Annotated in this window: 9 protein-coding genes; 3 read left to right on the top strand and 6 right to left on the bottom strand. The window is 72.5% G+C overall.

Annotated features, from left to right (window positions below; genetic code table 11):
* The 6 genes from GRF61_RS20010 to GRF61_RS19985 form a co-directional block, all read right to left on the bottom strand.
* On the bottom strand, nucleotides 1-3,706 hold a 3,706-nt coding region (locus tag GRF61_RS20010), incomplete at its 3' end, for a tubulin-like doman-containing protein (protein ID WP_169152390.1).
* A gap of 42 nt (nucleotides 3,707-3,748) precedes the next feature.
* Nucleotides 3,749-4,171, bottom strand: coding sequence for a hypothetical protein (locus GRF61_RS20005; RefSeq protein ID WP_211166104.1), 423 nt, complete (start codon nucleotides 4,169-4,171; stop codon nucleotides 3,749-3,751).
* 69 nt (nucleotides 4,172-4,240) lie between these two features.
* Nucleotides 4,241-5,731, bottom strand: a complete 1,491-nt coding sequence (locus GRF61_RS20000) for a hypothetical protein (protein ID WP_169152389.1) — start codon at nucleotides 5,729-5,731, stop codon at nucleotides 4,241-4,243.
* The gene (locus tag GRF61_RS19995; RefSeq protein WP_169152388.1) at nucleotides 5,728-7,215 is read right to left on the bottom strand and encodes a hypothetical protein; all 1,488 of its coding nucleotides are present in this window, start codon (nucleotides 7,213-7,215) and stop codon (nucleotides 5,728-5,730) included. Before GRF61_RS19995 ends, GRF61_RS20000 begins: the two co-directional genes overlap by 4 nt.
* Nucleotides 7,216-7,492: 277 nt before the next feature.
* The gene (locus GRF61_RS19990; protein WP_169152387.1) at nucleotides 7,493-10,582 is read right to left on the bottom strand and encodes an SMC family ATPase; all 3,090 of its coding nucleotides are present in this window, start codon (nucleotides 10,580-10,582) and stop codon (nucleotides 7,493-7,495) included.
* Nucleotides 10,579-11,889, bottom strand: coding sequence for an exonuclease SbcCD subunit D (locus GRF61_RS19985; protein ID WP_169152386.1), 1,311 nt, complete (start codon nucleotides 11,887-11,889; stop codon nucleotides 10,579-10,581). Before GRF61_RS19985 ends, GRF61_RS19990 begins: the two co-directional genes overlap by 4 nt.
* A gap of 623 nt (nucleotides 11,890-12,512) precedes the next feature.
* Between GRF61_RS19985 and GRF61_RS19980 the strand changes: the two genes are divergently transcribed.
* Genes GRF61_RS19980 through GRF61_RS19970 form a run of 3 tightly spaced genes read left to right on the top strand, consistent with a single transcriptional unit; the run spans nucleotide 12,513 to nucleotide 14,349 of the window.
* On the top strand, nucleotides 12,513-12,842 hold the full coding sequence (locus GRF61_RS19980; RefSeq protein WP_133594466.1) for a (2Fe-2S)-binding protein: 330 nt from the start codon (nucleotides 12,513-12,515) through the stop codon (nucleotides 12,840-12,842).
* On the top strand, nucleotides 12,824-14,203 hold the full coding sequence (locus GRF61_RS19975; RefSeq protein ID WP_169152385.1) for an FAD/NAD(P)-binding oxidoreductase: 1,380 nt from the start codon (nucleotides 12,824-12,826) through the stop codon (nucleotides 14,201-14,203). The genes GRF61_RS19980 and GRF61_RS19975 overlap by 19 nt, the downstream gene beginning before the upstream one ends.
* Entirely contained in the window at nucleotides 14,200-14,349 is a 150-nt protein-coding gene (locus GRF61_RS19970) for a hypothetical protein (protein WP_169152384.1), read from the top strand. Before GRF61_RS19975 ends, GRF61_RS19970 begins: the two co-directional genes overlap by 4 nt.
* Nucleotides 14,350-14,476 lie beyond the last annotated feature (127 nt).

Genomic DNA, 14,476 nt, shown 5'->3' with positions numbered 1-14,476 from the left:
GAGGCGGAGGCATGCCGGCGGGGGCGGCCGGCGCCTGCAGTTCGGCGCACTGGGACAGCAGCATCCAGCCGGCGAAGCCGTTGCGCCACACCTGGGTCTGGGCCGGGTCGATCTGGCCGGCCTGCATCATCTGCAGCACCTGGGCGGCGGGATAGGGACCGTATTGCTGACCGGCTACCGCCAGGTGGTAGGCATGCTGCACCACCGGCGGCGGCACGCCGGGGGCGCCGGGCAGCGGCGGCGGTGCCGCAGTGCCGAAGGCCGGCACCGGCGCGGCGCCGAAACCGCCGCTGGCAGCCGCGGCGGCCTGGCCGCCGAGCAGGGTGGCGATGGCGGCGGCGGACTGGGCGTCCTGCCGCATCACGAACTTCAGCCTCGGCTGGTTGGCGCTTTCGGGCGCACGCACTTCCCACTCGTAGGCGTCGGCGTCCGACTCGGCCACCGGGTCGGCCCACTGGCGCAGGATGCCCGGCTCGGTCAGGCGGAATTCGGCGCGCTCCAGTTCGGCGTCGCTGGCGCCCTTGCGCAGCGCGCGTTCGCGCAGTTCGCGGGCGGCCTCGGCGGCGATGGCGCTGGCGAAGCCGGTGCGCACCTGCTGGGCGCCGGTTTCGTCATCCACCAGCTGGGCGGTGTAGACGGCGGTGGCGTAGTAGCCGGCCAGTGCGGCCAGGGCGCAGCAGCGCGGGCCATCCAGATCGTCCAGCGCCTGCTGCACCCGGCCGATGATCTGCTCGCGGTAGGTGGCAGGCAGGCCGTTGAGGCGGAAGGCGCGCTCGTTGCCGATGCGGCGGACATCGCCGCGGGCGACGGCGAACTGGTACTGCCCCGGCGGCACCACCCGCTGGGTGCTGCGGCTGAGGATGCCGAGCATGACGGCCAGCAGGTAGTACTTGAAGTCGTCCGCCAGCCGGTTCAGCTCGTCGGTGCTGGGCGCCAGCGGGTGCGAGAAGCGGGTGGAGTCGATGTGGGTGTGGGTGGGGATGTTCTCGCTTTCCTTGCGGTAGCTGGTGCGCCAGGCTTCCAGGCCGCGCAGCACTGTCAGCGGAATGCCGGAGAGTTCGGCATAGCAGACGGCGCGACCGGGCACACCGGTTTCGACCACCGCGACCTGGTTGGCGGTGATGCCGGCGCCGGTGGGCACGCAGGTTTCCAGCTCGGCCTTGAACTTGCGCGAGAACTCGTCGGCGTGGGCAACGCCGATGAAGCATTTGTACTGGTCGCTGACCGGGGTGAAGTCGCGGCCGAGGTTGCCGTCCACCCAGGGCATGGCCCGCTGCAGCAGGTCGGAGAAGATGCGCAGGCGCTCGGCCGGCGAGCGCTGCTCCAGCGCTTCGATCAGCGGTTCGCCGGAGTCGCCGTTCTCGCTGCCGGCGATGTCCATCTGCCGCTCGGCCATGCGCACCACCTTGCGCAGCAGCGCCGGGCGGTCGTCCGGGTCGGTGAGCATGGGGAACAGGGCGCGCGAGCCGCCGAGATCCTTGAAGGCTTCGTCCGCCCATTCGCGCAGGGTGCCGGCGGAGGGCGTGGGCAGCGGCCGTTCGGCGGCTTCGATGGCGAGCAGGGTGGCGTGTTCGCTGCGCAGGTCCTGCCGCAGGATGGCGACGTCGCGCTCCAGCCGGGCCAGCATGTCGAGCACCGCGTTGCGGCCGTCCTGGAATTCGCCGACCAGGCCGTTCCATACCGGCGCGCCGCTGGCGTCCACGCCGGTCTTCTGCCCCAGCCAGCGCGACAATTCGCGCATCAGCGTGGCGGCTTCGCGCGCGGCCTTGGCGCGCAGGTGGAACTTGAGGCCGTTGGCGATTTCGGTGGCGAGCTGCTCCATCACCATCTGCGCCTGGCGCTCGCCGCCGCCGAGCAGACCGCCCAGCACGCCGCCGCGGGTTTCGGCGAGGTTGCTCATCAGGCGCTCGTACTCGTAGGTACGCACCGCCTCCTTGATCTCGTCGTAGCGGGCGGCGTTGAGGTCCAGCACCGCGCAGATGCCGGTCTCGGCGTTCTCCAGCCTGTCCTTGATCTGTTCGACCAGCGACAGCACGTACTCCAGGCCGCCGTATTCCTTGTTGTCCAGGTAGGCGAAGAGCTGCTGGGCGATGACTTCGCGCGTTTTCTCGAAGATTTCGCGGCGGCGGCGGGCGATGCGGTCTTCGGTGGTGTCGGCGCCGGAATCCTGGTCGCGCATGACGTCGCGCTCGAGCTGGCGCACCGTCTCGCGGATCTGGGTCGGCCATTCCTCGCGGGCGAAGCCGGTCTTGATGTCTTCCAGGCGGGCGTTGACGCGTTGCTGCACGCCGGCCACCAGCATGCCCTGGCGGTCCTGCAGCAGTTCCTCGACGACGAAGTAGTCCAGGAACTCGCCGCTGGAGCGCTTCAGCGCCACATCCTTGGAGGAGAACTCGGGGAAGTCGCTGAAGGGCGCCGGCCGCAGGTGCATGTGGGTGGCCATGAACTCGTCGCGCTTCTTCTCGGTGGCGCGGTTGGCGCCGATGTCGCTGCCGGCAACGCCGAAGAAGGCCTTGAGCATGGCGGCGGCGAGCGCATGGGCGCGCTCGTCGCGGCGGAACTTGAGCTGGGTGTCGAGCACCGCCTGGCCGAAAGCGGAGTAGGTGCGCGAATAGGTGAGCTTCATGTCGCCGAAGCGGCCCGCCGGCACCGGCGGGCTGAAAGGCGTGATCTTGTGCTGGCGCTGGTTGACCGCGATGGAGCGCTTCTTGTTGGCAAAGTCGGCGGAGGCGAAGTCCTCGAACAGGGCGTCGGCCACCATGTGGTAGACGTCGTTCATCTTCGCCGTGTGCTGGCGCGCGAGGTTGCCGGAATCGACCAGGTAGACCTCGTCGTAGGGCTTCAGCGGCAGGTCGGGCTGGTCGTAGCTGTCCCAGCGCTTCACATAGTCGGAATAGCCGCGCATGGCGGATTCCAGTTCCATCAGCGCGGCGTAGCCGTTGGCCTCGGTGCGGTCCTTGTTGGCGCCGGAGAAGCCGGTGGGCATGAACAGCATCAGCTCGACGTCGGCGCTGCCGACTTCGTCGCGGGCGATCCAGCCGGCCAGCCAGCCCATGTCGAGGAAGGAGCCGGAGCCGGTGCCGCCGGCCACCGAGCCGACGACGACGATGCGGAACTTGCTCTGGTCCAGCTCCAGGCCGAGCTGCTTCAGCTGCGCGTCGCGCGACAGGCCGGCCTTCAGCGACTTCAGCTTGAGCCGCAGCTTGTCGCGGATCTTGGCGTACTTGTCGAAGAAGTAGAGGCGCGAGATGGCGCGGATCTGGCCGGCGCCCTTGGCCGGGTCGATGCCGAGGTCGCGGATCTTCTTCGGCGTCAGCGGCGACCAGCTCTGGATGTGCGGGAAGCGCGCCAGCGAATCGTCGTCGCGGCTGTACTTCTCGATCTCGAAGGATTCGACCAGCTTCTCGTCGTCGGTGAACTTCACCAGGTCGAACTGCAGGTCTTCCGCCTGCGCCCGGCCGCTGTCGATGACCGCGCCGTGGTCGAGGTCGAGCTGGATGAACTGCGCCACCGGGAAGTCGGCCAGGCTGTCCACCCGCACGCCGCCGGACCACAGGGCGTTCAGCACGCGCCTGCGCACCCGCATCAGCACTTCCATGCCGGTGCCGCCGACGCCGACGAACAGCGTCGGCCGCAGCTTGACCAGTTTCTCTTCCTTGCGCGCGCCGGCGGCCTTCACTCCATCGGCCTGTTGGGGTTCAGCCATCGGTGGCTCTCCTGCTGGAAATTGACGGGAAGCGGGAAGCGATCAACGCCGGCCCGAGAGCAGCATCAGCACCAGGCCGAGCAGACCGACCACGCCCAGCGGGCCGATGATCAGCGGCGTCATGAACTTGGCGGAATTCACCGCCGACAGCACCACGCCGGTGGACACGCTGGCCAGGAACACGAACAGCCACCAGCCGGCGGCGTTGGCCTTGCCCGGCGGCACCCGCTTGCGCACCAGCATGTTGGCGTAGCCGTTGCGGGCGAAGAAGAAGGCGATCAGCAGCACCAGCAGGATGCCGCCGCCCACCAGCAGGTCGCGCGAGGAGGTGTCCTCACCGCCGGCGCCGATCTGGATCAGCGGCGCCGGCGCTTGCGGCGCGCTGGTGCTGGCCGCGTTGTCCTGTGCCTGTCCGGGCTGGGGAAGAACGAATCCGCTGCCGCCCTGCTGTTGTTGATCGGCCATGAAAGCACTCCAAGCGTTGTTGTTTGAGATGAAGAATCGGGGGATGGGGAAACCGGAAGACCGCGCCGCTCAGCGCTTGCCGATGGTGATGCTGTGCCCTTCGGCGACCTCGACCACGCTGGGCGCGCCCAGGCCGCGCTTGATGCTGCCGGCGCGGTTGCCCTCCGGGTCGCGCAGTTCCAGGCTGCCGAAAGCCTTCAGCGCCACCGTGCGCTTGAAGCCATCGACGGTCACGTCATAGCGCGCGCTGCGGCCGGCGAGCAGCGCCAGCGCCGCCAGGCCGAGCACCAGCGCGAGCAGGCCGCCGACCACCACCACCACCGGCAGCAGCGGATACTGGATGCGCAGCAGCACCGGGATGTGGGCGGTGGAGGCCTTCAGCCCCTCCGGCGGCAGGAACACTTCGGACAGCGGATCGCCGGGGAATAGCTCGGACAGCGACTGGCGGAAACCTTCCGAAATGCGCAGCTGCTGGCCGGCGAGGGACACCTCCACCGTGGCCGGCACCAGCACCCGCTTGCCCATGGCGGAGATGGCCGCCGCCGACCAGGGCGACGGCACCTGCGCCACCGGCACCGGCAGCTGCAGTTCCACCTCGGTGGCGGCGCCCGGCGCCAGCCCGCTCAGCCGCGCCGGCGCCACCTGCAGCGGCAGGCGCGCACCGCCGGCGGCCACCATGTCGGCGCGCACCTCGGCATTCACGATCTCGTAGGGGAAGAACAGATTCTCGAAGCCGGCGCGCAGGCCGATGCGCGGCGCCAGCGCAGCGGCCTCGATGTCGAACACCAGCGTGCGGCCATCGGCCGCCAGCGAAGCCTGCACGTCGGCGGAGTTGCGCACCTCGCGCGGCACCACCCGCAGGCCGTCCTGGTCCAGCGGCTTCAGCCGCGCCGGCGCGGCGGTGAACACCCGCGCCAGCCGGCCCTGCTCCACCAGCGCCTGCAGGTGCTGCGCCGCCGGCTCGCCATAGGCCAGCGCATACACCATCAGCCCGGTGGCGCGGTAATGCTTGCCCTGCACCGGCATGCGCAGCGGAAAGGCCAGCGTGCGGGCGATGGAGGGCTCCAGGTGCACCAGGCGGTAGAACTCGCGGTTGCGCTCGGTGGTCTGGGCGTCGTTGTTCGGGCTGTTGCGGTTGTTGGTGAAGATCCAGACGATGCCCGGCTGGGCCTTGAACGGGCCGGTGATGGTGGACACCACCGCTTCCTTGAAATCGGTATCCGCCATCGCCCCGCCCGGCGCCTTCAGCGCCACGCCCAGCGGCGCCAGCGCCGCCTGCGCGTTGCCGGCGCCGCGGCCCTGGTACAGCGTCACCGGCGAAGGGTTGGTGGGCGTGCGCTGGTTGAAGGCCTGGATGACGACCTCGTCGCTGCCATCGGTCACCGCGTTCGCCACCGCCGCCACCAGCGGCTTCAGCTGCGAGGCGGAGTCGGCGTAGAAAGGCTCCATCCAGCCGGAGTTCTGCACCAGGAATGCATGCTGCATGGCGCCAGCGAACGCCGGGCATGCCAGACCGACCAGGGCGCAGGCCAGCCGGGCCCACAAGCGCTTCAAACTCATACTTCCAGTCTCCAGCCTTCGATGCGGCTCGCCTCGGGGTGATAGAACCAGAGCAGGCCGTCATGCATGAACACCCGGCCGGCCCAGGGCTGCGCGGCGTAGAAGCGCAGCAGGCGCAGGTCGGCATGGTTGTCGGCCTGCACCAGCAGGGTGGCATGCAGGCGCTCGCGGCTGCCCAGCAGTTCGTTCAGGCCGCGGCTGGATTCGACTTCGACGCCGACCACCGCCGCATCCACCGCCGACTCCAGCAGCGGCAGCACCACCGTGCCGGCGCCGTCGTCGCCATGCTCCGGCTCCTGCCACGGCGGCAGCTTCATGCGCGCGCCGAAGCGGTAGTTGATGCGCCCGGTGCTCAAGCGCGGCGCCAGCGCCTCGTGGCGCTCGGCCTGGGTGCGGCCCAGTTGCAGATAGACGTAGGTATCGCGGCCGGCATCCCAGCACAGCTGCCAGAAGCCGCCGCTGGTGGGCATGAAAGGGCAGCCGAATTCGAAGGCCGGCGTCACCCCGCCGGGCCAGGCCAGCCAGTCCGCCTGCATGCCGCCATCCGGCGTGCGGCTGAGCACCAGCTGGCCGCCGTCGCCCGGCCAGATCAGCTGGCGTTCGTTGCCCACCGGCGGCGCGAAGCGGCCGAGGCCGGCCAAGGGATCGTCGGTGGCGACGTCGATGGCCGCACCGACGGCGCCGGACAACTCCGCCGCCTGCAGCACCAGCGTGCCATTCGCCCTGCGCTGCGGCGCCCAGATGGCGCCGCCCCAGTGCAGCGGTGCGCCGATGACGGCGCCGCTGCCGATGTAGGCCACCTCGAAGCTCAGCGCCAGCGCGCGCGGGCGCAGGCAGGCAAGGCCGGCGGCGGTGGGCAGGAAGATGAGGCTGTCCTCGCCCTGGCCGGCCACTTCGCAACGCCAGTCCTCGCGCTTCAGCGCGGTTTCGGCGAGGAAGCCGCCGCCGGCATCGGCCAGCGCCATCCATAGTGCGGATTCCGCCAGCCACAGGTAGAGCGCGCCGGCCACCGGGTCCAGCGCCAGCAGTTCGCCGCCACGGGTGCCGTAGCGGGAGACGAGGAATTCATAGTTGCCGGCCGGCGGCAGCGGCAGCGCGGCATCGCCGTCGCCGCCTTCGGCGCGCGGAATGGCGCTCACCCGCAGCGCCTGCGGCGTCACCCTCAGGCCGCGCACGCCGGGGCGCTCGCCGGCGGCCACGTTCTTCTGGCCATGCGGCGGCACCCAGTTCTGCGCGGAGGCCGGCGGCGCGGCCGGCAGGCTGGCGCCGGAAACCGGGGAATAGGCGAATTCGGGAGGGAAGACGGCGTCGGTGGCCTGCTCCAGCCGGGCGCCGGCGAGACGGGCCAGATCGGCGGCGGCCAGACCAGCGTAGGCGGCTTCGCCGGCAGCCGTCTCGACCAGCCGGTAGCCCGCGCCGACGCCACGCACCCAAAGTCCGGAAGCCAGTGGCCAGCGCTCGTCGATCTGATCCGACTCCATCATGATTCTCAGCTTCCAAAAACAGGACCGGGTCGGATCCGGCCGGTATGTCGCATCGCGCGGGAACGCTCGCTGCGGGGGCAGACAGCAACTTCCGAGGGTACCGCGGCGGCAATTACAAGGGCGCGAATTATTGCACGCGACCAGCCCATTCCGGGCATTTGCGGGTCAACCCGCGAGGCGTGGCGGCACCTGCAGGCCCGTTCCGGCCGCGGCGGATGCCGTCGTGCTTATCCCATTTGGCATATCTCGCCCCGCCCCGGCGACAAGCGCTGCCGCCTCAGACGACGATGCGCACGCTGCTGCCGCGCGGCCCCGGTTTGACTTCGATGGCGACGTCGATCTGCTGCTTCATTTCCTCGACGTGGGAGATCACGCCCACCAGGCGGCCGCGCTGCTGCAGGTCCACCAGGGTGCGCATCGCCATGTCCAGGGATTCCGGGTCCAGGCTGCCGAAGCCTTCGTCGATGAACAGGGTGTCCAGCTGCACGCCGCCGGCATAGGCCTGGACGACGTCGGACAGGCCCAGCGCCAGCGCCAGCGAGGCCATGAAGCCCTCGCCGCCGGACAGGGTGCCGGCGGGGCGGGCGCGGCCGGTGTATTCATCCATGACGTCCAGGTCGAGGCCGGCGGCGCGGCGGGCATCGCTGACCTCGGCGCGGCGCTGCAGCAGGTAGCGGCCGCGGCTCATCGCCTTCAGCCGCAGCGAGGCGGCGGCTAGCACGTCGTCCAGCAGCGCGGCGAGCACATAGCGCTGGAAGGTCATGTTGTGGCCGTTGCGGCCATCGGCGATGTCGGCCAGCTCGCCGGTGTCGCGGTAGCGCGCCTCGATGTCGCCGCCGCGGCGGGCGAGTTCGGCCAGTTGCTGCAGGGTGCGCTGGGTGGTGTCCAGCTCGCCGCGCACCTGGGCCAGCCGCGACACCGTGGCTTCGACCGCTTCCCGCGCGGCGCGGGCGGCGGCCTCGGCGGCGGCGGGGTCGGGGCGCTCCAGCCCGGCCACCGCCTGCCCGGCGCGCAGGCAACGCTCGGCGGCGGCGGCCTTTTCCTGTTCGAAGCGCTGCAGCCCGGCGGCCAGGGCGTCGATTTCCGCCGCCGGCAGGCGGGCGCCGCGGTAGGCGGCTTCGTCGGCGAAGCCGGCGGCGCGCCAGGCGGCGGCATAGCGCTCGCTGGCAGCGCTGGCGCGCTGGTGGGCGGCGGCGAGCACCTGGGCGGCGGCCTCCTTGCGGGCATTGGCGGCGGCGGCGGTATTGCCGGCTTCGCCGTGCGCCGTCTGCGCGGCGGTCCAGGCCCGCTCCAGCGCGTCCCGCCGGGCGGCGGCTTCGCGCCTGGCGGCGTCCAGCGCGCCGGGCGCGCGCAGGGCTTCAGGCAGACCGGCGCGGCGTTCGGCGACCACGCTGTCGGCGGCCTGGGCAGCCGCCTGGGCGCTGGCGAAGTCGTTGCGGCTGCGGCTCTGTGCTTCGGCGGCGGCGGTGCGCCGGGCTTCGCGCTGGGCAAGATCGTCGCGCAGCCGCTGCAGTTCCGTGGCGGCGGCGCGGGCTTGTTGCAGCGTTTGCGCCAGCGCCTGGGCGGCTTGCGCGCCCTGCTGCAGCTCGGCGGCCAGCACTGCGTCGGCGGGCAGATCCAGCTCCTGCCGCAGCACGGCGATTTCCGCTTCCACGCCGGCGCGGGCCTGGGCGGCGGCTTCACGGGCGGCGCGGCGGCCGTCCAGCGTGCGCTCGCCTTCGCTGACCCGGGCCTGGGCAGCCTGCAGGTCGTCCTCGCCGGGCTGCTCGCCTTCGGCGCGGGCCGGCGCCGGATGGCTGGTGCTGCCGCACACCGGGCAGGCGTCGCCCTCGTGCAGATGGGCGGCCAGCCGCGCCGCCTGACCAGCGCGCCAGCGCGCTTCCAGTTGCTGCTGGGCCTGGCGGGCGGATTCCAGCGCACCACGGGCAGCCTCTTCGGCGCCGCGGGCGCGGGTTTCGGCAGCGGTGGCTGCGGCCAGCGCCTCGCCGCGTTCGCTCAGGCGGGCGAGGCCGGCGGCGCGGCGGGCTGCGGCAGCCTGCTCCAGCACCAGCGCGTCCACCCTGGCGGCCTGCGGCGCCAGCGCTTCCTGCCGGGCCAGGAGTGCGGCGTGCTCGCGCTCCAGGGTGGCGAGCGCGGTATCGGCACCGCTGGCGGCGGCTTCGGCCTCGGCGCGGGCGCGCTGGCGGGCGAGGAGTTCGCGCTCCGCCTCGGCCAGCTTGCCGGCGGCTTCGCCCAGCGCTTCCAGCCGCAGCAGTTCGCGCTGGGCGGCCTCGCGCTCGCCGGCGCGGGCCTGCTCCGCCGCCAGCTGGCGGGCGGCGGTGGCGAGGCGGTCGGCGGCGGCTTCGGCTTCCTGCTGCTGGCGAGCGGCGGCGGCGCGGGCGTCGTCCTGCTGGCGGATGGCTTCCTGCGCGGCTTCGTCCGCCGCCAGCACCTGGGCGGCGCGCTGGGCGTCGGCGAGGCGGTTGCGGCGCAGGGCGATGCCGGCTTCGCGCTCGGCCAGCGCGGCCTGGGCGGCGAGCGCGGCGTCGCGTTCGGCGAACAGGGCGCCGCGGGCGGTGGCCTGCTGCTGCGCCGCGCGGGCGGCGTCGTCCGCCAGCCGCAGGCGGGTTTCTTCGGCCGCCAGTTCGGCGAGGCGGCCGGCGAGTTGGCCGGCGTGAGTGGTCAGCGCTTCAGCGCTTTCGGCGCCGGCCTGATGCAGCAGGGCGTCGCGCTGCAGCGCCAGCGCCTCGGCCTCGCGGCGCAGCGCGGCGGCGGCTTCCTTCAGCGCGTCCTGCACCCGCTTGTACAGCGCGGTGCCGAACAGGGTTTCGAGGATGCGTTCGCGCGCCTTGGAGTCGGCGGCGAGCAGCTTGCGGAACTGGCCTTGCGGCAGCAGCACGACCTGGCGGAACTGTTCGGCCTCGAAGCCCAGCAGTTCGGCGATGCGCTGGCCGACTTCGTTGCTGCGCTGGGCCAGCGGCTGCCAGCCGGCGTCTTCGCTGTCGGCGGCGGGCGCGCCGGCACCGGTCCATTTCCACAGCTCCGCCACCGCGGCGACCTTGACCAGGCCTTCGCCGCGCCGCGCCGGGCGTTCCTGCTCCGGCACCCGGCGCACCCGGTAGCGGGCGCCGCCGAGTTCGAACTCGAACTCGACTTCGGTGAGCGTGGCCGGGTCGGCATGGTGGCTGCGCATTTCGCGGGCGCTGCGCTCGCCGCCGGAGGTGTCGCCGTAGAGGGCGTAGGTGATGCCGTCCAGCAGCGAGGTCTTGCCGGCGCCGGTGGGGCCGGCGATGAGAAAGAGGCAGCCGGGCGGCAGGCGGTCGAAGGCCACCGTCTCGCGGCCGGCGAAGGGGCCGAAGGCTTGCAGGTGCAGGGTGACGGGTTTCATGCCTGGCGCGCCTCGCGTTCGACCCGCTGCACTACCTCGGCCAGCACCGCGGCGGCACCTTCGCCCAGCACCTGGCCGGTCATCTCGCGGTAGAAGCCGGCGAAGAGGTCTTCGACGCACATGCGGCGGTGGTCGCCGCCGCGGTGGGCGCCGCCCTCGCCCTGCAGCAGGCTGCGTTCTATCGCCAGCGCGTTGGGATAGGCGGTGCGCAGCTTGCCCATGGCGTCCAGCAGCGCGCCGTCGTCGGTGAGGCGGGCGAGCACATAGTCCTGCCGCGCCGGGTCGCTGGCCGCGGCGGCGAGCAGTTCGTCCAGCCGGCCCTGGAGGATGCGCAGGTCGCGCCGCGGCGCCAGGGCGATGCGTTCCACCTGCAGTTCGCCGGGCGCGCCCAGGGTGACCAATGACACCGACTTGGCGTGGTCGGCCTCGGCGAAGGAGTACTTCAGCAGCGAGCCGGAATACTGGATGCGCGGCGAGCCGATCTGCTGCGGCCGGTGCAGGTGGCCGAGGGCGGCGTAGTCGAAGCCGTCGAACAGTTCGGCGCCGACGCTGCCGCTGCCGCCCACCGTCAGCGGCCGTTCGGACTCGGCCTCGCTGCCGCCGATGACGAAGGCGTGGGCGACCGCGACCGAACGCGCGCCGGCCGGCTGGCGGGCACGGGCGGCGGCGACCTGGGCGGCGAGCGCGCTGTGGTGGTCGGCGATGCGCGGGGTGGCGGCTTCGGCCGGCGTGCCGCTTTCGGCTGCGTCGGCGGGGTCTGATACGGCTTCGGCGGCGGGGAAGAGCTCGCCCTGGCCCATTGCGGGCTGGCCCATCACGGGCTGGCCCTTCGGACGCGCTCCTTTCGCCACCTCCTTCACCTCGGCCGCCGGCGCCGGCGGCAGCGCGGCCCGCACCAGCGCCGGCTCGCCATAGGGCAGCAGATGCACCGCGACCTTGCCGTGGGCGTCGTCGAACAGCAGCGGTTCGGCGCCGGCCTCCACCGGCCCGCGCACGGTGAGGCCGGCGCGTGCCAGCAGGCTGGAGCCGAAGGCGAGGCGGTCCGGGCCGTCATGGTTGCCGGCGATCATCGCCACCCGTATGCCCAGGCCCAGCACCAGTTCGGCCAGCACCTCGTCCAGCAGCTTCACCGCGTCGGCCGGCGGCACCGAGCGGTCGTAGACGTCGCCGGCGATCAGGATGGCGTCGGGCTTCAGCTCGGCGGCGAGGCGGACGAAGTCGCGCAGCACATGGGCCTGGTCTTCCAGCAGCGGCATGCCGTGATAGACGCGGCCGAGGTGCCAGTCGGCGGTGTGGAGGAAGCGCATGGGGTCGGGGCGGTGAAGCGGCGGGGCCTGAATGATCCCACAGGCGATGGGCGCGACCCAGCCCGCATCGCCCTTGCACACCCGCCGCCATCGAGACGGCAGGCGGATGCACGATCACCGTCCGGGCGGATCCGCGGCAGGCCTGTCCCGAGCGAAACCTAGAGGTTCGGGACAAAGCGCGAAGCCCGCGCCGCCATCACCGCCCCGCCTCCGCCGCACCGCGGTTGCCGGAAATGCTGAAGGCGCGATCGGAGGAGCATGGGGAACGGGCGCATGTGACGGTGGAGCTGAATCCGGGGTGAGACGCCGTCCAAGCCGCACGTCCGGGCGGAACGCAAGAGAACCCTGTCCGGACCACCTCGCTACCGGGCCATTGCCACGCGCCGCGACATCGACGTCATCCTCGAATGCCATCTCGTCAGCAGCGGGCGCGCCTGCCTGCCGAAGTTCATGACCCACCGCGTGCCCCCTGCCCAGGCATCATCGAGGGCCTGCTGGAGCGCAGCTTCGCCATCGAAAAAGTTTCAGTTCCAGCGTCATTGGGTCGCCTTTCATCAACACCCACTACCCGATAGAGCGGCTGGTCGACTCCAGCAAGTAGCCGCAGCCGCCAAACCCGCCGAATGCCATCCGCCACCGCCATTCCCGGCGGGCGCTTCGTCCGTCTCGGCGAAACCGCCCGCCGCGCCGTCCACCTCACCGTGGATGGCCGCCCCGTCACCGCCCTGGAGGGCGACACCCTGCTGGTCGCGGTGCTCGCCAACGGCGGCCACCTGCGCCATTCCGAGTTCGGCGACGGCGTGCGCTCCGGCTTCTGCCTGATGGGCGCCTGCCAGGATTGCTGGGTGCGCGGCGCCGGCGGCGAACGCTGGCGCGCCTGCTCCACCCCGGTGGCCGAAGGCATGGCGGTGCTCACCCAACTGCCGGAGGCGACATGGCCGCGCCGCGACTGATCGTGATCGGCGCCGGCCCGGCCGGCGTGCGCGCCGCCGAAGCCCTGGTGCAGGCCGGCCTGCGGCCCATCGTGATCGACGAAGGCCGGCGCGACGGCGGCCAGATCTACCGCCGCCAGCCGGAGAACTTCAGCCGCCCCTACGCCCAGCTGTACGGCAGCGAGGCGGCCAAGGCCCAGGCCCTGCACCACGCCTTCGACACCCTCAAGCCGCGGCTGGACTACCGGCCGGAAACCCTGGCCTGGAACATCTCCGGCGGCGCCCTGCATGTGATCCGCGACGGCCGCGCCCAGGCCCTGCCCTATGACGCGCTGCTGATCTGCAGCGGCGCCACCGACCGCCTGCTGCCGCTGCCGGGCTGGCACCGCGCCGGCTGCTACAGCCTGGGCGCGGCGCAGATCGCGCTCAAGGCCCAGGCCTGCGCCATCGGCCGCCGCGTCGCCTTCGTCGGCACCGGGCCGCTGCTCTACCTCGTCGCCAGTCAGTACCTCAAGGCCGGCGCCAGCCTGGCCGCCGTCATCGACACCTCGCCGGCGGCGCCGGCCGCCGCCCTGCCCGGCCTGCTCGCCCGCCCGGCGCTGCTGCTGCGCGGCCTCGGCCTCATCGCCCGCCTGCGCCGCGCCGGGGTACCGCTGCTGCGCGGCGCCATCCCGCTGCGGGTGGAAGGCGATGCCGACAACGGCGCCGACGCGCTGGTGGTGCGCACTGGCGGCCGCGAACGCCGCTTCAGCTGCGACGCCGTGGCCATGGGCTACCACCTGCGCGCCGAAACCCAGCTCGCCGACCTCGCCCGCTGCGACTTCCGCTTCGACGACGCCAGCCGCCAGTGGCTGCCCGCCATCGACGAAGACGGCCGCGCCAGCGCCAGCGGCGTCTACCTGGCCGGCGACGGCGCCCGCATCCTCGGTGCCGACGGCGCCGAAGCCGCCGGCCGCCTGGCCGCCCTCGCCGCCCTGCACGACCTCGGCCTGCAGCCCGGCGCCGGCCGCTACGCCGCCGAACACAAGGCGCTGCGCGCCCGGCTGGCGAAGATGGAACGCTTCCGCCGCGGCCTCGCCCTCGCCTTCCCCTGGCCGCAGGCCCAGGCTGCCGCCCTGTCGGACGAAGCGGTGGTGTGCCGCTGCGAGACCGTCACCGCCGGCGAGCTGCGCCGCTGCGCCACCGAGCCGGGCGGCAGCGAACTCAACCGCGCCAAGGCCTTCAGCCGGATCGGCATGGGCCGCTGCCAGGGCCGCTACTGCGGCCATGCCGGCGCCGAGATCGTCGCCGCCGCCTGCGCCGCGCCGGTACATCAGGTCGACCGCCTGCGCGGCCAGGCGCCGGTGAAACCGCTGCCGCTGGATGTGGAGGTGGTGCAGTGAGCACGCCGCCGAGCGCCACGCCCATCGCCGCCGCGCCGGAAACCCTGCGTGCCGACGTCATCGTCGTCGGCGGCGGCCTGGTCGGGCCGGGGGCGTCGAAGGCTGCACCATCGGCCCCGGCATCGGCGATTCGATGGCCGAGCTGATCGCCACCGGGCTGCCCTCCACGCCCTATCCGGCCCGCCACCTCGGACGCCTCGCCGCCGGCCAGGAACAGGCCACAGCCTGAAGACGCCAGGCGCCGCCCAGGGCGACGCCGGGGCCGCTCACCCG

This window comes from Azoarcus sp. TTM-91, assembly GCF_012911025.1.
Lineage (GTDB): Bacteria > Pseudomonadota > Gammaproteobacteria > Burkholderiales > Rhodocyclaceae > Azoarcus.
Note: the sequence above shows the minus strand (reverse complement) of the source record. Positions and strands in the feature narration are given on the sequence as shown.